23 protein-coding genes and 1 pseudogene are annotated in these 24,334 nt (G+C 72.8%); 16 read left to right on the top strand and 8 right to left on the bottom strand.

From position 1 onward, the window contains the following. Positions 1 to 149 precede the first annotated feature (149 nt). A complete protein-coding gene (locus ACFVH5_RS20190; RefSeq protein ID WP_189773929.1) occupies positions 150 to 833 on the top strand; it encodes a glycerophosphodiester phosphodiesterase family protein in 684 nt (227 codons plus the stop codon). Between the two features lie 33 nt (positions 834 to 866). Here ACFVH5_RS20190 and ACFVH5_RS20185 read toward each other — a convergent pair whose 3' ends face one another. Next, positions 867 to 1,406: a GNAT family N-acetyltransferase gene (locus tag ACFVH5_RS20185; protein ID WP_385835017.1), complete on the bottom strand. Its 540-nt coding sequence runs from the start codon at positions 1,404 to 1,406 to the stop codon at positions 867 to 869. Positions 1,407 to 1,487: 81 nt separating this feature from the next. On the opposite strand from ACFVH5_RS20185, the gene ACFVH5_RS20180 reads away from it, so the two are divergent. Beyond that, entirely contained in the window at positions 1,488 to 1,874 is a 387-nt protein-coding gene (locus ACFVH5_RS20180; protein ID WP_385835016.1) for a VOC family protein, read from the top strand. 172 nt (positions 1,875 to 2,046) lie between these two features. Here ACFVH5_RS20180 and ACFVH5_RS20175 read toward each other — a convergent pair. Continuing rightward, positions 2,047 to 2,316, bottom strand: a pseudogene (locus tag ACFVH5_RS20175) (LLM class F420-dependent oxidoreductase); the annotation flags it as partial. Between the two features lie 181 nt (positions 2,317 to 2,497). Between ACFVH5_RS20175 and ACFVH5_RS20170 the strand changes: the two are divergent. Next, entirely contained in the window at positions 2,498 to 3,526 is a 1,029-nt protein-coding gene (locus ACFVH5_RS20170; protein WP_385835015.1) for a Ppx/GppA family phosphatase, read from the top strand. 79 nt (positions 3,527 to 3,605) lie between these two features. Here the strand turns inward: ACFVH5_RS20170 and ACFVH5_RS20165 are convergent, their stop codons facing one another. Beyond that, the gene (locus tag ACFVH5_RS20165; protein WP_385835014.1) at positions 3,606 to 5,021 is read right to left on the bottom strand and encodes an endo-1,4-beta-xylanase; all 1,416 of its coding nucleotides are present in this window, start codon (positions 5,019 to 5,021) and stop codon (positions 3,606 to 3,608) included. Positions 5,022 to 5,144: 123 nt separating this feature from the next. On the opposite strand from ACFVH5_RS20165, the gene ACFVH5_RS20160 reads away from it, so the two are divergent. Further along, on the top strand, positions 5,145 to 6,197 hold the full coding sequence (locus ACFVH5_RS20160; RefSeq protein ID WP_385835012.1) for a LacI family DNA-binding transcriptional regulator: 1,053 nt from the start codon (positions 5,145 to 5,147) through the stop codon (positions 6,195 to 6,197). Positions 6,198 to 6,507: 310 nt separating this feature from the next. On the opposite strand, the gene ACFVH5_RS20155 is transcribed toward ACFVH5_RS20160, so the two are convergent. Both ACFVH5_RS20155 and ACFVH5_RS20150 read right to left on the bottom strand, forming a co-directional pair. After that, entirely contained in the window at positions 6,508 to 7,071 is a 564-nt protein-coding gene (locus ACFVH5_RS20155) for a MarR family winged helix-turn-helix transcriptional regulator (protein ID WP_385835011.1), read from the bottom strand. Further along, the gene (locus ACFVH5_RS20150; protein ID WP_385835010.1) at positions 7,068 to 8,795 is read right to left on the bottom strand and encodes an FUSC family protein; all 1,728 of its coding nucleotides are present in this window, start codon (positions 8,793 to 8,795) and stop codon (positions 7,068 to 7,070) included. Before ACFVH5_RS20150 ends, ACFVH5_RS20155 begins: the two co-directional genes overlap by 4 nt. A gap of 195 nt (positions 8,796 to 8,990) precedes the next feature. Between ACFVH5_RS20150 and ACFVH5_RS20145 the strand changes: the two genes are divergently transcribed. From ACFVH5_RS20145 to nhaA, 6 genes are all read left to right on the top strand, one after another. After that, positions 8,991 to 9,530 (top strand): DUF5134 domain-containing protein, encoded by a 540-nt coding sequence (locus tag ACFVH5_RS20145; protein ID WP_385835009.1) that lies wholly within the window; start codon positions 8,991 to 8,993, stop codon positions 9,528 to 9,530. A 140-nt stretch (positions 9,531 to 9,670) separates the two neighbouring features. Continuing rightward, complete coding sequence (locus ACFVH5_RS20140; RefSeq protein ID WP_385835008.1) at positions 9,671 to 10,603, top strand: M56 family metallopeptidase; 933 nt, start codon at positions 9,671 to 9,673, stop codon at positions 10,601 to 10,603. Between the two features lie 68 nt (positions 10,604 to 10,671). Next, entirely contained in the window at positions 10,672 to 11,355 is a 684-nt protein-coding gene (locus ACFVH5_RS20135) for a phosphatase PAP2 family protein (RefSeq protein WP_385835007.1), read from the top strand. Between the two features lie 65 nt (positions 11,356 to 11,420). After that, on the top strand, positions 11,421 to 12,209 hold the full coding sequence (locus tag ACFVH5_RS20130; protein WP_385835005.1) for an SAM-dependent methyltransferase: 789 nt from the start codon (positions 11,421 to 11,423) through the stop codon (positions 12,207 to 12,209). A 191-nt stretch (positions 12,210 to 12,400) separates the two neighbouring features. After that, positions 12,401 to 13,711, top strand: a complete 1,311-nt coding sequence (locus tag ACFVH5_RS20125) for an SGNH/GDSL hydrolase family protein (protein WP_385835004.1) — start codon at positions 12,401 to 12,403, stop codon at positions 13,709 to 13,711. A gap of 63 nt (positions 13,712 to 13,774) precedes the next feature. Then, positions 13,775 to 15,673, top strand: a complete 1,899-nt coding sequence (nhaA, locus tag ACFVH5_RS20120) for a Na+/H+ antiporter NhaA (RefSeq protein WP_385835046.1) — start codon at positions 13,775 to 13,777, stop codon at positions 15,671 to 15,673. Positions 15,674 to 15,713: 40 nt separating this feature from the next. Here the strand turns inward: nhaA and ACFVH5_RS20115 are convergent, their stop codons facing one another. After that, positions 15,714 to 16,247: a TetR/AcrR family transcriptional regulator gene (locus ACFVH5_RS20115; RefSeq protein WP_385835045.1), complete on the bottom strand. Its 534-nt coding sequence runs from the start codon at positions 16,245 to 16,247 to the stop codon at positions 15,714 to 15,716. A 22-nt stretch (positions 16,248 to 16,269) separates the two neighbouring features. Then, positions 16,270 to 17,106: an alpha/beta fold hydrolase gene (locus tag ACFVH5_RS20110; RefSeq protein ID WP_385835003.1), complete on the bottom strand. Its 837-nt coding sequence runs from the start codon at positions 17,104 to 17,106 to the stop codon at positions 16,270 to 16,272. A gap of 688 nt (positions 17,107 to 17,794) precedes the next feature. On the opposite strand from ACFVH5_RS20110, the gene ACFVH5_RS20105 reads away from it, so the two are divergent. Continuing rightward, complete coding sequence (locus ACFVH5_RS20105) at positions 17,795 to 18,496, top strand: hypothetical protein (protein WP_385835002.1); 702 nt, start codon at positions 17,795 to 17,797, stop codon at positions 18,494 to 18,496. A 51-nt stretch (positions 18,497 to 18,547) separates the two neighbouring features. Here ACFVH5_RS20105 and ACFVH5_RS20100 read toward each other — a convergent pair whose 3' ends face one another. Next, positions 18,548 to 20,122: a hypothetical protein gene (locus ACFVH5_RS20100; protein ID WP_385835001.1), complete on the bottom strand. Its 1,575-nt coding sequence runs from the start codon at positions 20,120 to 20,122 to the stop codon at positions 18,548 to 18,550. Between the two features lie 185 nt (positions 20,123 to 20,307). Between ACFVH5_RS20100 and ACFVH5_RS20095 the strand changes: the two genes are divergently transcribed. Genes ACFVH5_RS20095 through ACFVH5_RS20075 form a run of 5 tightly spaced genes read left to right on the top strand, consistent with a single transcriptional unit; the run spans position 20,308 to position 24,245 of the window. Beyond that, positions 20,308 to 21,249 carry a pseudouridine-5'-phosphate glycosidase gene (locus ACFVH5_RS20095; protein WP_385835000.1) on the top strand — a complete coding sequence of 314 codons (942 nt, stop codon included), beginning with the start codon at positions 20,308 to 20,310 and terminating at the stop codon, positions 21,247 to 21,249. Then, positions 21,246 to 21,998 carry an HAD family hydrolase gene (locus ACFVH5_RS20090; RefSeq protein WP_385834999.1) on the top strand — a complete coding sequence of 251 codons (753 nt, stop codon included), beginning with the start codon at positions 21,246 to 21,248 and terminating at the stop codon, positions 21,996 to 21,998. The genes ACFVH5_RS20095 and ACFVH5_RS20090 overlap by 4 nt, the downstream gene beginning before the upstream one ends. Further along, positions 21,995 to 23,476 (top strand): MFS transporter, encoded by a 1,482-nt coding sequence (locus tag ACFVH5_RS20085; RefSeq protein ID WP_385834998.1) that lies wholly within the window; start codon positions 21,995 to 21,997, stop codon positions 23,474 to 23,476. The genes ACFVH5_RS20090 and ACFVH5_RS20085 overlap by 4 nt, the downstream gene beginning before the upstream one ends. A gap of 11 nt (positions 23,477 to 23,487) precedes the next feature. Then, positions 23,488 to 23,943, top strand: a complete 456-nt coding sequence (locus tag ACFVH5_RS20080; protein ID WP_384799176.1) for a cupin domain-containing protein — start codon at positions 23,488 to 23,490, stop codon at positions 23,941 to 23,943. 50 nt (positions 23,944 to 23,993) lie between these two features. Further along, on the top strand, positions 23,994 to 24,245 hold the full coding sequence (locus ACFVH5_RS20075; RefSeq protein ID WP_385834997.1) for a 4-oxalocrotonate tautomerase family protein: 252 nt from the start codon (positions 23,994 to 23,996) through the stop codon (positions 24,243 to 24,245). Positions 24,246 to 24,334 lie beyond the last annotated feature (89 nt).

Here is a 24,334-nt window from a genome sequence, read left to right as displayed (position 1 = left end):
GGCCCGCTCCCCCGGCCGACAGGCCTCATTCCCGGCCACCGGAGCGGGTACAAGGCCCGCCGGGGCCATTAGGCTGCGGCCTTGCCGCGTGGGCACGGGAGCGCCGCGCGCGGCAGCCGAGCCGCCGTCGACGGAAGCGGAGTCAACCCTTGAACTTCCTCACCATCGGTCATCGCGGGATCATGGGTGTCGAACCGGAGAACACCCTTCGTTCCTTCACCGCCGCCCAGCAGGCGGGCCTCGACCTGATCGAGCTGGATCTGCATCTGAGCAAGGACGGCGCGCTCGTCGTCATGCACGACGCCGACGTGGACCGTACGACCGACGGTTCGGGTCCGATCGCCGAGAAGACCCTCGCCGAGCTGCGGGTGCTGGACGCGGGACGCGGGGAGCGCGTGCCGGTGTTCGAGGAGGTCCTGGACGCCGTCACGGCCCCGCTCCAGGCCGAGATCAAGGACGTGGCCGCGGCCCGCGCCCTCGCCGAGGTGATGAACCGGCGCGACCTGGTCGGCCGGGTCGAGGTGCTGTCCTTCCACGACGAGGCGGTCGCCGAGATCGCACGGCTCGTGCCGGGCGTCCGTACGGCGCTGGTCGCCAGCCGCTACGGCATCGACGTCGTCGAGCGCGCGACCGCGGTCGGCGCCACGACCCTGGTGCTCAACATCCGGCGGCTGACCCTGGAGGTCGTCGAGCGGGCGCGCAAGGCGGACCTGCGGATCATCGGCTGGGTCGTGAACACCCAGGACCATCTGCGGCTGGTGCGCGCCCTGGAGCTGGACGGCGCGACCACCGACTACCCGGAGATCAAGCGCACCGGCCGCTTCACGGCATAGCCGCCGCCGACGGGCCGATCGGCGGCGTAACGATTATGCGAGCGGCTTCGTCAGGAGCTCGAACTGCAGGTCGTCGCGCTGCGGCAGGCCGAACCGCTCGTCGCCGTACGGGAAGGGAGTCATCTCTCCCGTACGGCGGTAGCCGCGTCGCTCGTACCAGGCGATGAGGTCCTCGCGTACGGAGATCACGGTCATGTGCATCTCCTTCGCGTCCCAGGTCTCGCGTGCCAGCCGCTCCGCCTCGGCGATGATCACCTTGCCCAGGCCCGCCCCCTGGAGTGCGGGGCTGACCGCGAACATGCCGAAGTAGGCGTGCGCACCCCGGTGTTCGAGCTGGCAGCACGCGACCACCGTGTCGTCGCGCTCGACGGTCAGCAGCCGGCTGTCGGGCGACTTGATGACCGCGAGGACGCCCTCCGGGTCCGTCCGCTGCCCTTCCAGGATGTCCGCCTCGGTGGTCCAGCCGGTCCGGCTGGAGTCCCCCCGGTAGGCGGACTCGATCAGTGCGACCAGGGCGTCCACGTCGGTGTCGACGGCGTCGCGGAAGGTAAGTCCGTCGGGAGCGGTGGGCATGGAGCGGTTCTCCGATCTCGGGCGCGGCGCGGCCATGGACGAGGGTAACGCTCCCGTTCACCCCCATTACGCTCGGGACGCATGGTGCATGTACTGAGCAGCCGGACCCTGCTCCGCCCCGCCGATCCCGAGCGCTCCCGTGCCTTCTACGGCGAGCAGCTGGGGCTGCCCGTCTACCGCGAGTTCGGCACGGGCCCCGAGCGCGGCACCGTCTACTTCCTCGGCGGCGGCTTCCTCGAAGTCTCGGGCCGCTCCGCCGAACCGCCCTCCCCCGCCGTCAGGCTGTGGCTGCAGGTGGCCGACGTGACGGCGGCGTACGAGGAACTCGTGGCCGCGGGGGTCGAGGTGGACCGGCCGCCGGTGAAGGAGCCGTGGGGGCTGGTCGAGATGTGGCTCAGGGACCCGGACGGCACGCGGATCGCGGTGGTGGAGGTGCCGTCGGACCATCCGCTGCGGTACCGGCCGTGAGGGACCGGGCACGGTGACCCGGCGGGCACGGCGGGCACGGCCGACGGCGGCCGACGGCGGCCGACGGCGGACGCCCGCGTAGAGCTCCGCCGGCGCGGGCGGATCCGGGCAGTCGAGTGCTACGAGGCCGTACGTGGCGATGGCCATGGGGTTCCCTCCGCTTCGACGCTCGCAGGTCCTTCAGCGCGGGCAGCAGCTTCTCCTCGGCCCAGCCCAGGAAGGGGAACCGGTGGTCTCCCCCGATCTGGACGAGGGCGACCTCGGTGAAGCCCGCCTCGGCGAAGGCGTCCACGTCGTCGCCGCAGGGAACGTTCCGCGCCACGTCCTCGGGCGTCACGAACCGGGTCGCCGTGTCGAAGGCCGCCGGGCCCGGAAGTTCGGAGTTGACCGGCCGGCCGCCCGGCGACCAGCGGAACTGCTCGTGCGCCCGCGCCACGGCGGCGACCACCACAAGGGGTCCCATGACGAAGGGCGCCGTACCGGCCACGACCTCGTGCGGGATCGCCGCGACCCTGCCGAAGCCCTCCATGAAGGTACGAGTACCTGCGCAGAACAACCCGGACAGGGCGTGATCAGTGCGCGTGTCGCGGTGTGCCGGAGGCCGCCGGGGGTACGGGGAAGGGATGCGAATGGGTGTACTCGACGTCGGCTCGAACACGGTGCGGCTTGTCATCGCGGAAACGGATGGCGCAGTTCCGCTTCCCGTGCACACCGCCAAGCGTCAGCTGCGCCTCTCCGCCCATGTGGAACGGGGCGGCCATCTGCCCGCGGAACAGGTGGACCGGCTGGTGGAAGCGGTGAAGGAGACCCGCGCGGAGGGCAGGCGGTGGGGGGTGGGCCAGCCGTTCGCGTTCGCCACCGCGATCGTGCGGGACGCCCCGAACCGCGACGAGATCCTCGGCCGGATCGCCGCGGAGGCGGGGGTGCCGCTGCATGTGCTGCCCGGCGAGGTGGAGGCCGAGCTGACCTTCCTGGCCGCCCGGCGCTGGATGGGCTGGCGCGCCGGGCCGCTGGCCCTGCTGGACATCGGGGGCGGTTCGTTCGAGGTGGCCTTCGGGCGGAGCAGGCTGCCCGACTTCGCCATCGCGCTGCCACTGGGCGCCAACCGGCTGACCCGTGAGTTCTTCCGCGGCCAGGACCCGCCGTCGCCGCACCGGATCAAGCTGCTGCGCCGGCACGTACGCCATCAGCTGCGCGATGTCGCGGCCCGTATCCGGTGGGAGGCACCGCGGACGGCGGTCGTCACCTCGCGGACGTTCCAGCAGCTGGGCCGGCTGTGCGGCGCGGCCCCGGGCCGGTCCGGGCCCTTCACCACCCGGACCATGACCCGCTCCGACCTGGGCAGGGCCGTGGAGCAGCTGGCGGCGCTGCCGACCGCGGAGCGCGCGCTCCTGCCCGGTATCTCCCTCGCGCGCTCGGGGCAGTCCCTGGCCGGGGCGATCGTCGCGCACACCACGATGAAGCTGATGGGCATCGACGAGGTGACCATCTGCCCCTGGGCGCTGCGCGAAGGGGTGCTGCTGCGCTGTATCGAGGACGGCAACTCCGAGTGGTGGGACTCGTACGGCCTGGAGGCCCAGGCGAGCGCGGCGCCGAACGCGACGCCGCTGGTGCTCCGCCCCCTGCGCGGGACGGAGCCGACGTCCGCGTAGGCCCCCCTGCCCTTGGTGCAGGCCCCCGTCCTCGGTCCGGCGCCCCGGCTGACAACCGGCGATCCTGGCGCGGAGCCCCTTACGTGGTGCAGGCCGTCCCGTTCAGGGTGAAGGCCGTGGGTGCGGTGTTGCCGCCGGACCAGGAGCCGTTGAAGCCGAACGTGACGGCCGCGCCCGGCGCGATGGCCGCGTTGTAGCTCGCGTTGGCGGCGGTGACGGCCGGGCCGGACTGGGTGACGGTCGCGTTCCACGCCTGCGTCACGCTCTGCCCGGCGGGCCAGGTCCACGCCAGCTGCCAGCCGTTGACGGCGGTGGTACTCGTGTTCCTGACCGTCACCTGCGCGGTGAAGCCGGTGTTCCACTGGCTCTGCACGGCGTAGGTGACCGCGCAGGCGCCCACCGGCTCGGGCGTGCCGTCGTCGACCCAGCCGAGCGCCTCGGCGATGCCGTAATAGGCGGGCTTGGGCTGGAAGTTCTCGTCGTACGGGGTCGCCGCGCCGTATCCGGTGAACACGTCCGGGATCCACGAGTCGGAGTCGGTGAAGCCCCAGACGGTGACGCCCTCGCAGCGCGCCACGGCGACACAGGCGGCGGTGACCGCCTTGTACTCGGCCTTCTGCTGGGCGAGTTGGGCGGTCGTGGGCGGGACGGTCATCCGGATGTCGAGTTCGGTGATCGCGACGTCCACGCCGAGGTCGGCGAAGCGCTGGATGTTGGCCTGGAGCGTGGACGGCACCTGGCCGAGGATCAGGTGGGCCTGCAGTCCCACGCCGTCGATCGGGACGCCCTGCTCCTTGAGGGACTTGACCAGGTTGTAGAGGGCGGTGCTCTTCGCGTTGACGCCCTCGACGTTGTAGTCGTTGAGATACAGCTTCGCGGCCGGGTCGGCGGTGCGGGCCGCCCGCAGCGCGTCGGCGATGTACGAGTCGCCGATCGCCGTCTGGAAGACCGACTGCCTGCGCGTACCGTCCTCGTTGAACGGCTCGTTGACGACGTCCCAGTGGTCGATACGGCCCTTGTAGCGGCCGGCCTCGGTGGCGATGTGGTCGGTCATCACGGTCCGCAGGGTGTCGGCGGTCCAGGTGCCGTTGCTGACCCAGCCGGGCAGTTGGCTGTGCCAGACCAGGGTGTGGCCGCGGACCTTCTGGGCGTGCGCCTCCGCGAAGGCGACCACGGCGTCGGCGCCGGACCAGGTGAAGCTGCCCCGGGTCGCCTCGACCGAGCCCCACTTCATCTCGTTGCCCGGCGTGATGGAGTCGAACTGTTCGCCGGTGATCGTGCCGTAGGTGCCATTGAGCTTGGAGGCCGTGACGGCCGTCCCGTAGTAGATGCCCTGTGCGGCGGCGAGGTCCCGCAGTACGGGCTCGGCGGCGGCCCGCCGTTCCGTGGCGGCCGGTTCCGGGCCGGCGGCGTGACCGGAGGTGGCTCCCCCGATCACGAGCGAGGCCGCGGCCAGGAACGCGGACGCGGCTCTCCGTAAGCTCTGGGGCTTCATGGACGTCCCTCTCATGATGGCTTCACGTCGCTTCCGGAATTTCCGGAAGACCTCTGCAAAGTTTCGAGAGTGCGTCCGGAACGGTAGAGGCGTACGGGGTGACCGTCAACGGAGGTGGGGCAGTTGACCGAGGAGGACACCGGGGGCGCCGGGGACGGCGGGGCTCGGGAGGGGCGGGGCAAGGTCACGATCACGGAGATCGCCCGGGAGGCCGGGGTCTCCGTACCGACCGTGTCGCGGGTGGTCAACGGCCGGTCGGACGTGGCGCCGGGCACGCGTGCGCGGGTGGAGGACCTGCTGCATCTGCACGGCTACCGCCGACGGCCGCCCGGGGCGCGGGTGCGGGCCGCGCTGATCGACCTGGTCTTCGACGACCTCGACAGTCCCTGGGCGGTGGAGATCATCCGGGGCGTGGAGGAGGTGGCGCACGCCGCGGGCGTCGGGACGGTCGTCTCCGCGATCCACGGGCGTTCGGGGGACGCGCGCCGGTGGATGACGAACCTGCGGGCGCGTGCCTCGGACGGCGTGATCCTGGTGACGTCCGTCCTGGAACCCGTCCTGCACGACGAGTTGCGGCGGCTCGGGGTGCCGCTCGTGGTGGTCGATCCGGCGGGGTCCCCCGCGCTCAACGCGCCCACGGTGGGGGTCACCAACTGGGCCGGCGGGATGGCCGCCACCGAGCATCTGGTGCGGCTCGGCCATCGCAGGATCGGGTTCGTCGCGGGGCCGCCGCGGCTGCTCTGCTCGCGGGCCCGGCTGGACGGCTACCGTGCGGCGCTGGACCGGGCGGGGATCGCCGTCGACGAGTCGCTGATCGTGCCCGGCGACTTCTATCCCGAGTCCGGGTTCACCGGGTGCGCGGCCCTGCTGGACCTCGACCGGCCGCCCACGGCGCTCTTCGCGGCGAGCGACCAGATGGCGATGGGGGCCGTCGAGGCGTTGCGGCGGCGGGGGTTGCGGGTGCCGGAGGACATGAGTGTGGTGGGTTTCGACGACCTTCCGGAAGTCCGCTGGTCGGCTCCGCCGCTCACGACTGTCCGTCAGCCGCTCGCGGAGATGGGCAAGTTGGCGGTCCGCACGGTCCTTCGGCTCACCCGGGGGGAGACTCTCGACTCGCCCCGGGTGGAGCTGGCCACGGAGCTGGTGGTGCGGGCCAGCACGGTGGCGCGGTGCTGACTGCGCAGGCTTCGGGGGTGGGCGTCGTTTTGGAGTGCGGGCCGGTGGGGGCTTGTCGCGCAGTTCCCCGCGCCCCTTTGTGGCGCCTGCCCGGCCGCGGTGGGAACCAACGCAGGTCCGCGGCCCTTGCCGACAGTGGGCACGAATCACAGTGCGGGCCGGTGGGGGCCGGTCGCGCCGTTCCCCGCGCCCCTCAGCGGCGCCTGGCCCTCCGCGGTGGGAACCAGCACAGGTCCACCGGGCCTAGCCGACAGCCGGCACGATTCACAGTGCGGGGCCGTGGGGGCTTGTCGCGCCGTTCCCCGCGCCCCTAAGCCCGTGGGGTGCCCAGGTGGCCCTCCAGTTGGGACAGGAGGGTGCCCAGGGTTGTTGCCAGGGTTTGTTGGGCTGTGGGGGGTAGGCCGGACAGGATCGTTGTCTCGTATGCGAGCTGTTCGGGGAGGATGCCGTCCACCAGGGCGCGGCCGGTGTCCGTGAGGCGGACGTGGGCGACGCGGCGGTCGCGGGCGTCGCCGCGTCGCTCGACGAGACCGCGCTCGGTCAGCTGCTTGAGCCGTTTGGTGACCGCCGCGCCGGAGGAGAAGGTCTCCCTGGCCAGCTCGCCCGGTGTCAGTTCGAGGCCCGTGCGGCGCAGCGCGCCGAGGAGGTCGAACTCGGGGCGGGTGAGTCCGGCGTGCCGCAGCGGCGCGTCCTCGGCCTGCTGGAGGAGCGCGGCGCACCGGTTGATGCGGCCGATGACCTCCATGGGCCCGGTGTCGAGGTCGGGATGGACCGTCCGCCACTGCCGGACCACCGCGGCGACCGTGTCGCCCTCGTGCGGCCCGCCACCGGCGGCGCCGGCGCCGACCGCCCTCCGACCGTTCGCTGCCGTCATGCCTCTGCGTCCTCCAGAACGTGCGGTCCCTGCCGTCGTACCGTCGCCGCGAGCGTACGGTGTCCGGCCTGCTCCGCCAGCATCACCCGCTCCTGCGGCAGGGCGCGCTGCCACCATTCGCCGGCCGCCGCGTCGACCGTGGCGCGCAGCTCGACGAGCGCGGCGGCCAGACGGCGGCGGGCGGCATCCAGGGCGCCGGGGCCGGACGCGGACCGCTCGGCGGCTGTCAGCCGTGCCGCGTGCTCACGTGCCTGCTCCAGCGTGTCGAGAGCGTCCTCGATCCGGTCCCCGGCGCGCCGGTTGGTGACGGCGACCGCGGCCACGAAACCGACGACCGCGCCGACCAGCGTGTCCACGACCCGGTCCGTCATCAGCCCGCCGGGCTCCTGGAAGCCCGTGAACTCGGTGATCAGCAGGGCCATCGGGGTCACGCAGATGCTGCCGAGCCAGTAGTTGCGGGTGATCAGGGCCTCCGCGCCGAAGTTGAAGGCGAGGCAGCACAGGACCAGGGCGGTGGGGCCGAGGTGGGCGAGCGGGGCGACGGCGGCGAAGAGCAGGACGCCGACGAGGTTGCCGACGACGCGCTGGACGCCCCGGCTCCAGGTGAGCGTGAGGTTCGCCTGATAGAGCGAGGCCGCGGTGACCAGGGCCCAGTAGGGGCGGCCGACGCCGAGCGCCAGCGACACGTAACCGGCGAGGGCGCACCCGAGCGCGGTGCGCAGGGCGAGCGGGAGGAGGGGGCCCAGCCTGCCGCTCCACCACCTCAGCCCGCTCCACCTGTTCCGCCCGCCCTTTCCGGAAGCCGGTCCGGCCTCCCGCAGCTCCACCTCCACGCCGAGCAGTTCGTCGGCGTCCCGCCCGGACGCCACACGGGGTACGGGGTTCGTGCCGCGCAGGTCGCGCGCCCAGGAGCGCAGCCGGGCGGGGTCCGTGTCTGCGGGGGCCGCGAGCGCGACCTCGGCCCGTACGACCAGTTGTTCGAGGGCCCGGCGGGGCTCCGGGCGCGCGCCGGTGGCGAGCAGCGACTGCCAGGCCGCGTGCACGGCGGCGGCAGCGGCGGCGCGGGCCCGCTCATGGCCGGCCTCGCCGGGTACGCCGGACGTGGACACCGGCCCGTACGCGTCCACATATTCGGCGGCCGCGTTCAGCGCGCGGGCCGTGGCCCGGCGCTCCGGGCCGTGCGGGCGCACGAGACCCGGTGCCATTCCGACGAGCCAGGCCCAGGCGCCCGCCCCGGCGGCGAGGGCGAGGTGGCCGGGGACCTGGCCGAGCGTCTGGGGCGCGAAGAGGGAGGCGGAGCTGATGAAGGTGAAGATCACCGGTCCGGGCGGGCCGATCCGCGTCAGATCGCTCACCGCCTTGTGCGCGGCGGCGAGCAGCGCGCCGACCGCGACCAGGACGACCGCGGAGGACGTGAGCGACGCCGTGACCAGGGCGATCGCGACCGAGGCGAGCATGCCGAGGACGACCCGGGCCAGGGCACGGCCGCGGGCCGCGTACGGGAGGTTGTGGGCGTAGAGCGCGCAGAGCGAGCCGGCCATGGAGTACAGGGCGAGGTCCAGGCGGCCGAGCGCCAGCAGTGTCAGGTTCGGCACGCCGACGGCGACGACCACGCTCAGCGCGGGCTTGAACCAGATGTCGGAGGGGCGGTTGAGGCGCAGGACGCCCGCGAGGGGCAGTCGGCGGACGGGGGTGGCGCGGTGGCGGCGTCGGACACTGCTCATACCCGTAAGGTTAGCAGATATTTTACTCGTAAAAGATATACGGCCGTCGAAGCTCCGGCCCGGCGCGCACCCCCCGCACGCTCCCCATGTACGCCGTTGCGCTCGCTTGCGCCCGCCTGCCGCCGCTTGCGCCCCGTCCGGCCGGGGCATCACTTCGACCGGACTGTCCGACACCGTCGAGCGGGGAGGTGCGCGGTGCACGGACCGGGGGCAGGGTCGTCCGGCTGGCTGCTCGTCGCGCTGTGCACGGCGACCGGGGCCTACTGCCTGCTGCGGATGCGCAGCAGGGTCGAGGAGCAGCGCCGCACCGCGGGCGGCGAGGCGCTGATGGGATTCGGCATGGCCGCGATGGCCGTGCCCGCGGCGGTGGTGGCGCCACCGCGCTGGGCCTGGGCGGTCTACGCGGCCGTGTTCGGGGCGGCCGGGTTGCGGGCCCTGTGGGCGGCGCGGAGCAGTGCCCACCATCTGCACCACCTGGTGGGTGCCTTCGCCATGGTCTACATGGCCGCGATGACGGCGAGCGGGACCCATGCCGGGATTCCCGTCCTGACCGGCGTGCTGCTCGTGTACTTCACGGCGTACGTGCTGTGGACCGGGACCCGGCTCGTACCCGTCACGTTCGGCGGCCCGGCGGGAGACCTCCGCGCGCCCGGCTGGGGCGACCGGCTGGAGCTGGCGCGGGCGTGCCGGCTCGCCATGGGCATCGGGATGCTGGCAATGCTCCTCCCCCTCTGAGGGCACTCTCCGAGGCGACCGGCCGGGCACCCCCTCGGGTCACCCTCTGAGGGGATTCGCGGCTGTACGGAACCGTGGTCTGCGTCACTTGCCTCGATCAGTCGTATCCGGCGGCGCCGCCGCACTCATAGGCTGCGTCCATGATGGTCCCCGCAGCACTGTTGCTGCTCGGCGCCCTGGCCGCCGTTCTCGCTCCGCGCCTGCTCGCGCGGGCCGAATGGCAGGACCGCGAACCGGTGGTCGCCCTGTGGGCGTGGCAGTGCGTGGTGGTGGCCGTCCTCCTCTGCTGCGCGCTGTCGATGGCGCTCAGCGCTGCCGCCGCCTGGCAGGCGGTCCGCGGCCGGCTCTTCGCCCCCGCCCCGCACGCCGTCGTGGAGGCCTACGCGCTCGCCGGAGGACCCTGGGCCGCTGCCACGGCGGTGACGCTGGCGCTCGGCGGGGTGTGGACCGCGGCCATGCTGGCCCGCGAGATCGGCCGGGCCGCGGCCCGCCGCCGGCGCCGCCGCGCCGAACTCCTCGTACGCGCACCGCTGTTGCCCGGTGAGGAGCCGGGCGGTGAGCGGCTGGTCGTCCTGGAGGGGGAGCGTCCCGATGCCTGGTGGCTGCCCGGCGCCGCGCCCCAACTCGTCATCACCACCGCCGCGTTGCGCCGCCTCAAGGGGCAGCAGCTGGACGCCGTGCTCGCCCATGAGCAGGGCCACGCGCGCGCCCGGCACAACTGGCTGCTGCACTCCTCGGCGGCGCTGGCGGGCGGCTTTCCGCAGGTCCCGGTGTTCGCGGCGTTCCGCGACGAGATGCACCGGCTGGTGGAACTCGCCGCCGACGACATGGCGTCACGGCGGTTCGGCCGACTGACGACCGCCCTCGCGCTGGTCGAACTCAACGAGGACCGAGGGGTGTTCGGGCCCTGCCCCACCCCTCACGCGCATGTTCCGCAGCGGGTTCACCGGCTGCTCACTCCCCCGGACCGTCTCCCGCCCACCCGCCGGCTGAAGCTCACCGCGGCGGCGGCGCTGGTGCCGGTGATCCCGGTCCTGGTGGCCTTCGGGCCGGGGCTGCGGGCGCTCGGGTAGCCGCAGGCAGCACGCGCGGGAAACCCCCGGGTTCGCCTCGCGCCCCACCCGTCGGCGAGGATCGACGCATGCACTCTCCCGTCGACTCGCCGCCCCACGCGACCGGCCCCGGGATCGCCCTGCGCGTTGCCACGGCTCTCGCTCCGCCCGTCGTGCTGCTGATCGTCCTGGTCACGGCCTCCTGGGACCCGCTCATGGCCCTCGACGGCGACATCGCCCGCACCACCCACCGCTGGGCGGTCGACGACCCCGGCCTGACCCAGGCGTTCCGCATCCTCACCGACTGGGTGTGGGACCCCTGGACGATGCGGGCCCTGATCGCCGTCACCGTGCTCTGGCTGGTGCTGCACCACGGCGCCTGGTGGCTCGCCCTGTGGCTGACGGCCACCAGCCTCCTCGCCGCGCTCCTCTCGCAGGGGATCAAGGCGGCGGTCGACCGCGACCGGCCCGTCTGGCCCGACCCGGTGGACTCCGCCCACTTCGCCGCCTTCCCCTCCGGGCACGCCATAACGGCCACGGTGGCGTGCGGCCTGCTGCTGTGGGTCCTGCGCCTGTACGGCGCCGGGCGCGTCCTGTGGCGTGTCGCGGTGGCCGTGGCGGTGGTGTCCGTCGCCGGTGTGGGGTTCACCCGGATCTGGCTGGGCGTGCACTGGTCGACGGACGTGCTCGGCGGCTGGCTCCTGGGCGCGTTGGTGGTGGCCCTGGCGGTGGTCTCGTACGCCCGGCGCTTCCCTCCCGCGCGGAGCACATGATGTACTCCACCTGCGTGATCGAATAGTTGATCCAACCCGTTCTTGGCGCGATGGAGTTGCTTGTCATGTCGACCGGCCCACAGCGGTTCTCGCAGATCGTTACCGACAAGGCGCACCCCGCGCGGGTCTATGACTGGCTGCTGGGCGGCAAGGACAACTATCCGGTCGACGAGGCGGTGGGCGAGAAGCTGCCGCCCGAGGCGAAGGACGCGGCCCGTCAGAACCGGCAGTTCATGCACCGGGCGGCGGCCTGGCTCGCCGCCCAGGGCGTCGACCAGTTCCTGGACATCGGCACGGGCATCCCCACCGAGCCCAACCTCCACCAGATCGTCCAGGACATCGTGCCGACGGCGAAGGTCGTCTACACGGACAACGACCCGATCGTGCTGCGTCACGCCGAGGCACTGCTGGTCAGCCGTCCCGGCGGGGTCACCGACTACATCGAGGCCGATGTGCGGCAGCCGGAGGCGATCGTCGAACACGCCCGGCGCGTCCTGGACTTCAGCCGTCCCATCGCGCTGTCGCTGATCGCGCTGATGCACTTCATCCCCGACGAGCAGGACGCCCACTCCATCGTCCGCGACCTGGTCGCCACGCTGCCTCCGGGCAGCTATCTGGTGCTGTCGCACGCCGCCTCCGACCTGTATCCGGAACTGGCCGCGCAGGTCACCGCCGAGTACGCCAAGGGCGGCATCCAGCTCGGTTTCCGCACCCGCACGGAGGTGGAGCGCTTCTTCGACGGTCTCGAACTCGTGGCGCCGGGCCTGGTGACGGCGACGGAGTGGGACGCGTCGGGCAAGGTGCAGGGCGCCGACGGCAGCGGCATCTACACGGGTGTGGCCCGCGTTTCGTGACCGCGGGGCCTTCGGCACGGGCGGTCGGTACGGACCGGGCGAGTGGGCAACTCCCCTACCTGAAAAGGTAATTGGTACCGGCTGTCACGTCTGACGCAGGGACCCCACGGGCAGGCCGTACGGGAATGAGCCGCCGTGGTCCCGGCGGTTCCGCCTGCGCGCCGGGACCGTACGTCACCGAAGGGACCCCCATGCCCCCTTTCCGTACGCCCTCCCTGCGCCGCGCCGCACTGGCCCTGACCCTGACGCTCCTGGCGTCGGGGTCGGCGGTCTCCGCGACCACGGCCGCCACACCGGACACCACCGTGACCGCCGACACCACGGCGGCCGGACGCTCCTGGTTCACCTCCTGGGCGCAGTCGCAGCAGGAACTCGCCCCGACTCCCCTGCGTGACCAGTCCGTTCGCATGATCACGCATCTCGGCCAGGGCGGCGGGGCGCTGCGGGTCCGGATCCAGAACGCCTTCGGCACGACCCCGCTCACCGTGGACGCCGCCACCGTCGGCCACAGCGGCGGACAGGACGCGTCCGTCGAGGGCGATGTCCTCGCCGTCACCTTCGACGGGCGGCGCGAGGTCGTCGTACCGGCCGGCGGCGAGGTGTGGAGCGACGCGGCGGCGCTGAGGACCGATGCGCAGGACGACGTCGCGGTCTCCCTGTCCGTGTCCGGCACGGTCACGCCGGGGCGGCACACCGGCGCCTTCCGCTCCAACTACCTGACCGCGCCCGGCTCCGGCGACCACACGGCCGAGGCGAGCGGCTCCGCGTACACGCAGACCGTCGGCTCCACGTATCTGGTGAGCGCCGTCGACGTGCACAACCCGAAGCTCAGGGGCACGATCGTCGCGTACGGCAGCTCGGTGGTCGACGGGACCGGCAGCACCGACTGCGGACCCGGCTGCACGCCCGAGGGAACCGATCACCGCTGGACGGACGACCTCGCCCGCCGCATCACCGCCGAACTCCCCCGCACCCGGCAGCTCACGATCGCCAACGCGGGCATCGGCGGCACGACCAGTTCCGCCGACTGCCCGCGCAACCCCGCCGGCATACGGGGTCTCGACGCGGCGGCCCGGCTGGACCGGGATGTGCTCGCCCTGCACGGGGTGACCGGGGTCCTCTACTACTACGGCACGAACGACCTCGCCAACGGCTGTGACGCCGACCTGATCCTGCGCAGCTACGACGAGGTGTTCCAGCGCCTGCGGGCCGCCGGCATCAAGGTCTACGTCACGCCGATCACCTCGCGTCCCGGCTACACCGACCGGAACAACCTCGACCGCCACGCCGTCGGCACCCACGTCAAGAGGGGGAACCTCTGCGACGGGACGTGCGACGGCGTCATGGACTTCGACCAGGTCCTCAAGGACCCGCTGAAGCCCAACAGCATCAACCCCGCGTACGACACCGGCGACGGGGTGCACGCCAACATCGCGGGCCAGCGGGCGCTCGCCGACTTCGTCTCGCTGCCGATGCTGGTGTCGTCGACCGCACGCCGCTGACGTCACCGTCCGCGCCCCCGTCGGGTGCCGGATCATGAGTGGGGTCAGAATCAGAGGGTGACCGTGCCATCCGAGACCTCACCGCCGCCGCTGCAGACCCTGTGCGGCACCGCCCCCCGCAGCCCCCTGCGCGCCTTCCTGCGGACGGAGACCGGCAGTGCCGCGGTCCTGCTGGCCGGCGCGCTCGCCGCCCTCGTCTGGGCCAACGTCGGCGCCGGTTCGTACGACTCCCTGTGGGAGACCGAGTTGTCGGTCCGCGTCGGCTCGGGCGGTGTCTCCCTGGAGCTGCGCGAGTGGCTGAACAGCGGGCTGATGACGTTGTTCTTCTTCGTGGTCGGGCTGGAGGCGCGCCGCGAGTTCGACATGGGCGAGCTGCGGGAGCGGCGGCGGATCACCCTGCCGCTGCTCGCGGGGCTCAGCGGCATGCTCGTACCCGTCGCGATCTATCTGGCGGTCAACGCGGGCGAGGACTCCGTGCACGGCTGGGGCGCGGCCATGTCCACGGACACGGCCTTCGCGCTCGGCATGCTCGCCGTCTTCGGGAACCGGCTGCCCGGCAGCCTGCGGGTCTTCATCCTCACCGTCGCCGTCGTCGACGACTTCCTGGCCCTGGCCGTCATCGCCTTCGCGTACAGCGGAGCCATCGCCCTGCCCGCGCTGCTGACCGCGCTGGGCCTGTTCGCCGTCGTGCTGGTGGTGCGCCGCACCCTCGGCATGCGCGTCCCCTCCCTGTACGCGGTCCTGGGCGTCGCCATCTGGGTGGCGCTGCTGAAGTCGGGGGTGGACCCGGTGGTGACCGGCCTCGCGATGGGACTGCTGACGTACGCCCGCCCGGCGGAACGCGGCGACCTGGAACAGGCCAGCAGGCAGTTCCGGCGCTTCCGCGAGCAGCCGACCCCCGAACTCGAACGCACCGTACGGCGCCAGATCGCCTCGACGCTCTCCCCCAACGACCGGCTCCAGCGCATGCTCCACCCCTGGACGAGCTATGTGATCGTGCCGCTGTTCGCCCTCGCCAACGCCGGGATCACCCTTAACGCCGACCAGCTGACCGGAGCGTTCACCTCACCGGTCACCCTCGGCATCCTCCTCGGTTATGTGCTCGGCAAGCCGGTCGGCATCATCGGCGCGACCTGGCTCACCACGCGGCTCAGCAAGGGGCGCCTGCATCCGCCGGTCGGCTGGGGCGCCATCTCCGCGGGCGGCACGCTGGCCGGGGTGGGCTTCACGGTGTCCCTGCTGATCGCCACCCTCGCCTTCGACGGCGACCGGCTGGAGCAGGCGAAGATCGGCATCCTGGGCGCCGTGCTCTGCTCGTTCCTCCTCGCCTGGCTGGTCACCGCGGTGACCGGCGCCCTGTCCGCGCAGTCCAGGGCCCGCGCCCTGCTGGGCACCGGGCAGACCATCGTCGACCTCAGCGACCCCGTCGACATGGACCGCGACCACGTGCGAGGCCCCCGGGACGCACCCGTGACACTCCTGGAGTACGGGGACTTCGAGTGCCCCTACTGCGGGCTGGCCGAGCCCGTGGTGCGCGAGCTGCTCGCCGACTTCGGCGACGTACGGTACGTGTGGCGGCATCTGCCGCTGCCGGACGTGCACCCGGGTGCGCAGCTCGCGGCGGAGGCCGCCGAGGCCGCCCACCGGCAGGGCAGCTACTGGGAGATGCACGAGCAGCTGATGCGGCATCAAGGGGATCTGCTGCCGAAGGACCTGCTGCGCTACGCCGGGGAGATCGGCCTCGACACGGACCGCTTCCGTGCCGACCTCCGGGCCGGTACGGGGGCCGCCAGGGTCGCCGCGGACGTGGAGTCCGCCGACCTCAGCGGGGTGTCGGGCACCCCCACGTTCTTCGTCAACGGCCGCCGTCACCACGGCGCCTACGACATCGCCGCGCTGTCCTCGGCGGTGCGCGCCGCACGGCAGCGGGCCTCGCTCAGCGGGACGGGCCGGAAGAACTGACGGCGCGTGTTCGGACCGCGCGCGTCCGGACCGGGCGCTCTCAGACCGCGCGCAGACCCCGGTCGGCGAAGTCGATCAGCCACTCGAAGCTCTCGTCGATGTCGGCGCTCCACTGGAAACCGCCCCCCGCCTGCAGTGTGGCGAACCCGTGGCAGAGGCTGCGGAGCATGCGCAGGGCGTGGTCCATGTCGGGCTCCGCGATCTCGTAGCCGCGCAGGACCGCCTTGAACGCGGCGAGCAGCCGTCGGCCCGCGACGGCCATCGGATCGTCCCGGCCGGTCGGTTCCACGCCGATCGTCGCCGCGTACCGGCCGGGGTGCTCCAGGACGAAGGCGCGGAAGGCACGGGCCGCGGCTCCCAGGGCGTCGCGGCCCGCGTACCCCTGGACCGCCCCGCCGACGGCGTCGGCGGCCTCGCTCACCGCGAGGGCCGCGATGCGCCGGTTGAGGTCGTCCTGGCCGCCCACGTGCTTGTACAGGGACGGCGTACGCACGCCGAGCCGCTCCGCCAGCAGTCCCATCGTCAGCCGGGTGAAGCCCACCTCGTCGGCGAGGGCGGCCCCCGCCGCGACCACGGCCGCCGGGTCCAGGCCCGCCCTAGGCACGGGCGGCGTCCGACCGGAGGAAGCCGAGCACGAGCGAGAGGACCTCGTCGGGGAACTGGTCGTGGGGGTAGTGTCCGGCGCCCTCGATCATCTCAAGGCGACCGAGGCCGGCCGGCAGGTCACCGATGATCGCCGAACCCTCGGCGTGCGGGTCGACCCAGTCGGGGTCGAGGGTGCCCATCACGACCAGGACCGGGCAGCGGACGTTGCCGAGCTGCGCGCCCGCGTCGGTCGGGGCGCTGCGGCCCATGGCCTGCATGGCCTTCATCCGGCCCGGCTCACGCATCAGGGAGTCGATACGGCCGAGCCGCTCGGCCCAATGGGCGGGCTTCGTGCCGGGGTAGGCCACGTCGAGGTAGGCGCGCCACTGGCCGACGCTGCCGAACACGCCGGTGCCGAGCAGCCGGAACATGCCCTGCCGGTAGCGCTTGAGGCGTATGCCGCCGAGGCTGATCGACTGCTTGCGGGTGAACGGCGCCAGCTCGACGACCGCGGTGACCAGCGAGGGCTCCTGCGCCGCGGCGATGGTGGCGGCGCCGCCGGAGATCGAGTGGCCGACGAGCACGGCCGGGCCGCCGAGGTGGCGGATCAGGGCCAGCAGGTCGCCGGCGATCGCGGTACGGCTCCAGGCGGGCCAGTCGGTACTGGATTCGCCGCAGCCGCGCAGGTCGACGGCGGCGACGCGGTGGCCCGCCGCCACCAGCGGCGGGATCAGCGCGCGGTAGGCGGCGCGGCTGTCGCCCATGCCGTGCGCGAGGACGATCAGCGGGCCGGATCCGGCCGCCTCGTAAGCGATGGTGCCGCCGTCGACGGTGAGGTACTCGGTCATGACATCTCCCGGATCGTATGGGCCGACTGTTGCCGCCGACCGCTTGGCTAAGGTTGTTAGCCAAAAGCTAATGCGATTAGCCGAACGTGTCAATGGGGGATTCGGCGAGGAATCGCGGGAGGGGGCGGAGGAGTGGCGGTGCGGCGGCGGGTACGGTCGCCGAGGAGCGGGGGGGGCGCCGTGGAATCGGGGCCGTCGTGGGGTCGGTGCACCCTGCCTGAAGCGTCTGCGGCGGGCTGGTGCGTGCGTGCGCGGGCCGGGCGGTGGACCGGACAGCGCAGCGCAGCGCAGCCGAGCGTTTCGCCCGGAGCGCGGCGGACGCGGGTGGCTCCGCGGCGGCGGGCGGCGAGGTCTTCGGGCTCTTCGGTCTGGGTGTTCCGCGTTCCCTGCGGCCCGCGGTGGCTCAGTGGCTGATGCGCGCTACCGCCGAGGCACCGGGGGGCGTCTGCGTCTGTGCCCGTGTCCGTGTCCGTGTCCGTGTCACCAGCGCGGCGATCCCGCCGGAGCCGGGCAACCGGCCGAAGCGGCGGTCGTCGACGGATGCGTGGCCGTCCCGTCGTGACGATCGAGTCGGACAAAACTTTTCCTCTTTGGACCAATCCGTGCACCGCAGTGGCAACGGATCACCCCCGCAGGCCGGCAACACTCGGCTCACACACGAACCACAGCACGGTGAAAGGGCAGTTGCATGACAAGCAAGGCGGGCGGGGAAGGGCACATACGCCCGGAGCAGAGTACGGACGTCGTGGACCGCGGCGCGGAAAGCCGGTCCGACTCCTTGGAGTCCGCGCCGATATTCGTCGATCCCAGCGGCCGGCGGGCCAGCCGGATGCGCCGGATGGGCTGGCTCGTGGCAGCCGGGTGCGTGTGCTCCGCCGCCACCCTGGGCGTCGCGATCGCCGACGGCAACTCCACCGCTCCCTGGCTCCAGATACCCGGCGTGCTCGGCGGCAGCAGCCAGAACCAGAGCGTGGACGAGGTCGAGCAGTCGAAGTCGCCGAAGTCCGGCGCACCGACCGCCGACAGTCCCTCCTCCACCGCCGCGGGGTCACCGATCCGGCAGCCGTCGAAGGACACGGCCCCGGAGGCGATGGGCGGTTCTCCGTCGGCCGAGAAGGGCTCGACCACCTCTGCCGACGAGCCGTCCGCGGCCGGCGCGACCTCGAAGGCGGGCAACACCGGGGCGGTGCCCGCCGACGAGGAGGAAGCGGTCGCCGTGCAGCCCAGCCGGACGGCGTCGCCCGACTCGGCCCAGGAGCCGACCACGGCTCCCGGTACGGCCGACTCCACTCCCCCGGACACCCCGGCCGAGCCCTCGCCGACCGAGACGTCCTCCGGCGGTCTCCTCGACGGCATCACGGACATCGTGTCCGGCCTGTTCGGCAAGTGACGGCTCAGCCCGCGCACTCCCTGCCCGTCAGCTCCGACAGCAACTCCGACATCAGCTTCGTATCAGGCGGACGGCCAGCACCCACGCGCAGAGCGTGTCCGGGGACCATTCCACGTGATCCTTCGATCCTGACCTGACACCCGGGCTCGTACCGTCCGCCGTGGGTTCCAACTGCCACAGCAGCGAGCCCGGTTCGGTGGGGAGCGCTTCGGCGCCGATGCCGGTCAGCACGTGTCCGGTCGCGCGGAGCGACAGCGCGGCGGACGGATGCGGCACCGGACCGCCGTCGTTCTCGGCGAAGTCCGTCCAGGCATCGACGGTGTACCGGACGCCGTCGACCACGAAAGAGGACTTCAGGCAGACCGCGTACGCGTCGATGGTGCACGGGCTGGAGACCCGGTGGTCCTTGGAGCGCGCGGTCCAGGCGCCTCCCGCCCGCGGGTAGGAAGCGGTGGCGAGGTTCCCCTCGGTGTGACCGCCCCTGGGATCGCGCCAGTTGACGCGGAAACCCCCGCCGATCAGCGTGTGGCCCGCCGGGACCCGGGCGGAGGCGAACGGGTGCGCCGCGCGCTCGCTCCGGGTCCTGACGACGGTCAGCAGTTCCCCGGCCAGCCGCTCACGGCTGACTCCGTCGATCCGCATGCCGATCGCGAAGGCGGTCAGCCGGTGCGGCTGCGGGACGTTGTGGTCCTTGGACGACGCCAGCCAGGCCGATCCGTCGTCCGCCGGGTACGAGGCGGTCAGCAGCGCGCCCTGCGGTGATTCCACGGCGGTCGCGCCGCCGCCGATCGCCACCATGTCGCCGTCGACCTCGGCGGCGAGGTCCGTGAAGTGCTGCTGGTCGCGGCCGGCCCGGTGCCGGAAGGCCGCGGTGGTGATCAGCCCGGAGGCGTCACGGCGGCGGAACAGCTCGCTGCTCCGCCGGTACGTGGCCGCCGACGGCAGACGCTCGACCGACGACAGCGCCCGCCCCACAAATCCTGCGGCAGGCGCTGCGGTCGGCGCCGCGCTCGGCGTATCGGCCGACGCGCCGAGGCCCGGTGCGACATCCGTGGCGCGGTCTCGCCCGCGATCCGTCCGCGGGGCCATCAGGTGGTGGACCGCCTCGCGACCCGCGCGCGTGCCGTAGTGCTTGAACGCGAACCGGCGCGCACGCTCGGGGGAACGGCCCGTCAGGCAGCGCAGCAGGGACGGAGCGGCCCCCGGGGCCGAGTCGTCGGTCGCGCGCCAGTTGTCGTCGCCCGGCTCCCGCCAGATCGCGGCGGCCATCAGCCGCGGATCGTCCAGGCAGTCGCACGAGACGTCCTCCAGGATCCGCCACAGCGACTTGGGGACGTCGTCCAGCGCTCCCGGCCGCCCCTGCCCCGGCTCCTGGTGCCAGTGCAGCAGCGCCCCGCCGCCCTCGGCCCAGGCCCCGGCCCCGGCCCCGGAGAAGCCGACGCTCAGCCATCTGCCGTCCGGATGCCGCAGTCGTGCGGTCTGCGACCCCTCCTGGGCAGCGGTGAGGATGCAGCCCCGGCGGACGGGGTCCGGTTCGAGGATCGCGTGCAGGACCGCCAACGAGGCGCAGCGGTCGAGGACTTCAGCGGTGTCCGGCAGCCGCAGCGCGACGTCGTGGAGGTTCATGGGGCCATTCAAGCGCCCGGCACTGACAACGCGGGAGCCGGGCGAGCGCGGGGTGGGAACGGAACGGGAACGGGGTTCGGGACAGTCCTGGTGACCCGGAGAGCAGCACACTCCCGCGCCGACCGAGTCGCACGCACCGCCTCCGCTCCCCGACCTCGTACGACGAATCGTTCAGGAGACCCCTCGTGCACCCATTGCTGCGTACAAGTGAGGAAGTAGGTGACGCGCTGGCCGAGAACCGGCCCGTTGTCGCCCTGGAATCAACGGTGATCGCCCATGGACTGCCCTATCCGGGCAACGTGGAGACCGCGCTCGCCATCGAGAAGGCGGTCCGGGAGTCGGGTGCCGTCCCGGCGACCGTCGGGCTGGACGGCGGCCGGTTCACCGTGGGCATGTCCCCCGACGACATGGAACGCTTCGCGGTCGGTACCGATGTGCCCAAGGTGTCCAGCAGGGATGTCGGTGTCGTACTGGCCGGTGGCGGCCTGGGTGCCACCACGGTGGCCTCGTCGATCGTCGCCGCGGATCTCGCGGGCATCCCGTTCTTCTCCACGGCGGGCATCGGCGGAGTCCACCGCGGTGCGGGCGAGAGCTTCGACGTCTCCGCCGACCTCGTGCAGTTCACGCGGAGCAAGGTGGCCGTGGTCTGTGCCGGCGCGAAGAGCATCCTGGACCTGGGCCTGACCCTGGAGTACCTGGAGACGCTCGGGGTGCCGGTGATCGGCTACCGCTTCGACCACTTCCCCGCCTTCTACTGCCGTTCCAGCGGACTGCGCGTCCCCCAGCGGATCGACGACCCGGGCGACATCGCCCGCGCGGTACGGATGCACTGGGCGGCCGGACTGCCCGGCGGCGCCCTGATCACCGCGCCCATCGACGAGGAACACGCCCTGGACAGCGACCTCATGGAAGGGGTCATCCAGGAGGCACTGCGCGCCGCCGAGGACGACGGGGTGCGCGGTCCCGCCGCGACCCCGTACCTGATGAAGGCCGTCTCGCGGGCCACGGAGGGCCGTTCGGCCGCCGCCAACCGCGAGGTCCTGATCAGTACCGCCCGGCTCGCCGGGCACCTCGCGGTCGCGTACGCCGCCACCGCCGAGCCCGTCGGACAGGTGGCCGCGGCATGACCACCGCGTTCGTCTTCGACATCGACGGCACTCTCGCCGACACCCCGTCCGCCATCGCGGAACTGATCGGCGACGTGGTGCGCGGTCTCGGCGCCGATCCCTCGCACGCGGACGTGCTGGCCACGGTCGGAAAACCCCTGGAGGCCTCTCTCGCGGGGCTGTTGGGCACGTGCGTCCACGACACCGTGACCGCCGAGGCCGCCGCCCGCTACCGCCGCCGCTTCACCACGGACGTCCTCAGCCGGGGGCCGGAACTCCTGCTGCCGGGAGTCGTCGAAGGGCTGGACCGGCTGCGGTCGGCGCGGATTCCGCTCGGCATCGCCACCTCCAAGATCTACGCCAGTGCCCACGCGCTGCTGGACGCCACCGGCATCCTCAACCGGTTCGACACCGTCATCTGCCACAACATGGTCGAACGCGGCAAGCCCCACCCCGACATGGCGCTGCGCGCCCTGGCCGACCTCCGCGCACGGGCCTCGCGGTCCTGGTACGTCGGCGACACCGTCACCGACATGGCGATGGCCCGCGCCGCGGACCTGCGGACCGTGGCCGTCTCCCACGGCGTCGACACCGCCGAGGCGCTTCAGGCCGCCGGCGCCGACCACGTCGTCGCCGACTTCCCCTCGGTGATCGACGTGCTCCTGCACGGAACACCGCTCACCGCCCGTGTCACGACCCCGGCGACGACCCGCGTCGCCGACCGAGCCCTCACCGGGACCAGCCCGGAACCGACCGGAGCCCTGTCATGACCACCGCCCAGACCCCCCGGACCTCCCCCCAACCGTCCGCCCCTTCTCCTTCCCCCGCCTCCCCCGCTCCCCCTCCCGCGTCCACCCGGTTCACCGGCCGTATGGTGGCCGCGCTGCTCGCCCTGTCCATCGCCCAGTTCCTGGTGGCACTCGACTACTCGATCATCTACGTGGCACTGCCCAGCATCGGATCGGGCCTGGGCCTCGCCCCGGAACGACTCCAGTGGGTCGTGTCGGCGTACGCCGTCTTCTTCGCCAGTTTCCTCGTGGTCGGGGGCCGGGCCGCCGACCTGACCGGGCCGCGCCGGCTCTTCCTCGGCGCGCTGGCCCTGTTCGGTCTCGGCTCGCTCGCGGCCGGACTGGCCGGCGATCAGTGGCTGCTGGTCACCTCGCGTGCCGCGCAGGGCATCGGTGCCGCCGCCCTGACCCCGGCCATGCTGGCCCTGATCGGTGCCGCGTTCCCGGCAGGTCCCGTCCGTTCCCGGGCGCTCGCGATCTGGGGCGCGATCGGCGCGGTGGGACTCGCGGCCGGTGTGCTGATCGGCGGGGTGCTGACCGCCGCGCTCTCCTGGCGGTGGGTGTTCTTCGTGAACGTGCCGCTCATCGCGCTCACCGTCGTCCTCGCGCTGCGGGTCCTGCCGGCCGGGGCGCGGACCAAGGCCTCGGTCAGGCACCTCAACATCCCCGGCGCCGCCCTGTTCACCGGCGCCGTGCTCTTCCTGGTGGCGGCGCTCACCCAGGCCGCGGTCGACGGCTGGGCCTCCGCGTCCTGCCTGGGCTGCCTGGCCGCGGCCGTCGCCCTGGGCACGGCCTGGTCGGCGTACGACCGGCGTCCGGCCGCCACCCCGCTCATCCCGCCGGCCCTGCTGCGGGTCCGCTCGCTGGCCGGTGCGAGCACGATGTCGGCGCTCTACATGGCGAGCGTCGGCGCCGAGTTCTTCCTGATCACCCTCTTCCTCCAGGACGTGTGGGGCTACGGTCCGCTCGGTGCCGGTATCGCCTTCCTGCCGCTGGCGCTGAGCGTGGTGGCGGGCAACCTCGTCACCGGGCAGCTCGCCGGGTCCTGGGGCATCCGACGCACCCTCGCCACCGGATTCACGGTCGGCGCGGCGGGCCTCGCCCTGCTGGGCCTCGGGACGGGCGGCTCGCACTACTGGACCGCCGTACTGCCGGGACTGCTGGTCAGCGGGCTGGGCCAGGGCATGGCCTTCGCGGGGATGTACATCGCGGGCACCAAGGACGTGCCCGACAGCGAACAGGGCACGGCGTCCGCCGTCCTGACGACGACGCAGTACACGGGCGGCGCCATGGGACTGGCCGTACTGGTCCTCGTACTGGGTGACGCGCCCGCGGGCGAGGCGTTCGGCCGGGCGTACGCGCTGACCGCCGTCCTCGCCCTGGTGGCCGCCGCGGTGGCACTGCGGACCCTGTCGCCCCGTACGGCGGCCGTCCGGGCGGATGCCGGGGGCGAGCGGTGACGCTCCCCCGAGTGATCGAGCCCGGAGCCGGTCCCACCACCGTCGTCGGCGGCACCCCCGTCTCCTTCCTCGTCACCGGGGACGACACGGCCGGCCGCTTCGGTCTCACCGAACACCGGCTCCCGCCCCGCGCACCCGGAGCCCCCCTGCACTTCCACAACGAACTCACCGAGATGTTCTACGTGGCGAGCGGCGACGTCCTGCTCACCCTGGGCGCGGAGCGGCGCGTGGCCGGTCCCGGCACGTTCATGATGGTGCCGCCCGGCACCGGCCACGCGTTCGGCAACCCCGGCGCCGATCCCGCCACCCTGCTGGTGATGTTCACCCCGGACGGCGGCCGGGAGAGGTACTTCCGCGAACTGGGCGACCTGCTGAACTCCTCGCCCGAACCGACCCCCGGGATGCTGGAGGAACTGGCGCGCAGATTCGACCAGTTCCCGGTGGCCGAGGGGCTCCAGCACCCCTGAGAAAACTCCCGATCAATCCTTCGACACACCCGACGAACGAGGAGAAGACCGTGCCTGTGGTGACCGTGGACTGGTGGAAGGGCAACGACCGACAGAAACGAGCCGATCTCGTGGACGAGTTGACCACGACGGTGGCCCGGATCGCGGGATGCCCGAGAGACGTCGTGACCGTGCTCGTACGGGATGTCGAGCAGGATCACTGGGGCCGTGGAGGCCTGCTCGCCGACACGCCGATCGAGGAGCCGGCGGACCGTGCGCCGGTGCCTCCGGACGCCGAACCCGTGCTGTCGAGGCGCCCTTGACAACACCGGACGCACACGGCCGGTGGGCGGCGGGTTGGCGCGGGGGCCCCCCGGCCGGTGGCGTTGGGGGTTGGGGTGGGGAAGACCGG

This window comes from Streptomyces sp. NPDC127119 (assembly GCF_042677425.1).
In the GTDB taxonomy this organism is placed as follows: Bacteria; Actinomycetota; Actinomycetes; order Streptomycetales; family Streptomycetaceae; genus Streptomyces.
This window is presented reverse-complemented; position numbering and strand designations above follow the sequence as displayed.

Coding starts and splice junctions, on each gene's coding strand:
- ACFVH5_RS20180 (WP_385835016.1), top strand. CDS start 1,488: ATGGTGCATGTACTGAGCAGCCGGACCCTGCTCCGCCCCGCCGATCCC.
- ACFVH5_RS20105 (WP_385835002.1), top strand. CDS start 17,795: ATGACAAGCAAGGCGGGCGGGGAAGGGCACATACGCCCGGAGCAGAGT.
- ACFVH5_RS20155 (WP_385835011.1), bottom strand. CDS start 7,071: ATGACGGCAGCGAACGGTCGGAGGGCGGTCGGCGCCGGCGCCGCCGGT.
- ACFVH5_RS20150 (WP_385835010.1), bottom strand. CDS start 8,795: ATGAGCAGTGTCCGACGCCGCCACCGCGCCACCCCCGTCCGCCGACTG.
- ACFVH5_RS20140 (WP_385835008.1), top strand. CDS start 9,671: ATGATGGTCCCCGCAGCACTGTTGCTGCTCGGCGCCCTGGCCGCCGTT.
- ACFVH5_RS20090 (WP_385834999.1), top strand. CDS start 21,246: ATGACCACCGCGTTCGTCTTCGACATCGACGGCACTCTCGCCGACACC.
- ACFVH5_RS20100 (WP_385835001.1), bottom strand. CDS start 20,122: ATGAACCTCCACGACGTCGCGCTGCGGCTGCCGGACACCGCTGAAGTC.
- ACFVH5_RS20085 (WP_385834998.1), top strand. CDS start 21,995: ATGACCACCGCCCAGACCCCCCGGACCTCCCCCCAACCGTCCGCCCCT.
- ACFVH5_RS20185 (WP_385835017.1), bottom strand. CDS start 1,406: ATGCCCACCGCTCCCGACGGACTTACCTTCCGCGACGCCGTCGACACC.
- ACFVH5_RS20125 (WP_385835004.1), top strand. CDS start 12,401: ATGCCCCCTTTCCGTACGCCCTCCCTGCGCCGCGCCGCACTGGCCCTG.
- ACFVH5_RS20130 (WP_385835005.1), top strand. CDS start 11,421: ATGTCGACCGGCCCACAGCGGTTCTCGCAGATCGTTACCGACAAGGCG.
- ACFVH5_RS20135 (WP_385835007.1), top strand. CDS start 10,672: ATGCACTCTCCCGTCGACTCGCCGCCCCACGCGACCGGCCCCGGGATC.
- ACFVH5_RS20110 (WP_385835003.1), bottom strand. CDS start 17,106: ATGACCGAGTACCTCACCGTCGACGGCGGCACCATCGCTTACGAGGCG.
- ACFVH5_RS20170 (WP_385835015.1), top strand. CDS start 2,498: ATGCGAATGGGTGTACTCGACGTCGGCTCGAACACGGTGCGGCTTGTC.
- ACFVH5_RS20165 (WP_385835014.1), bottom strand. CDS start 5,021: ATGAAGCCCCAGAGCTTACGGAGAGCCGCGTCCGCGTTCCTGGCCGCG.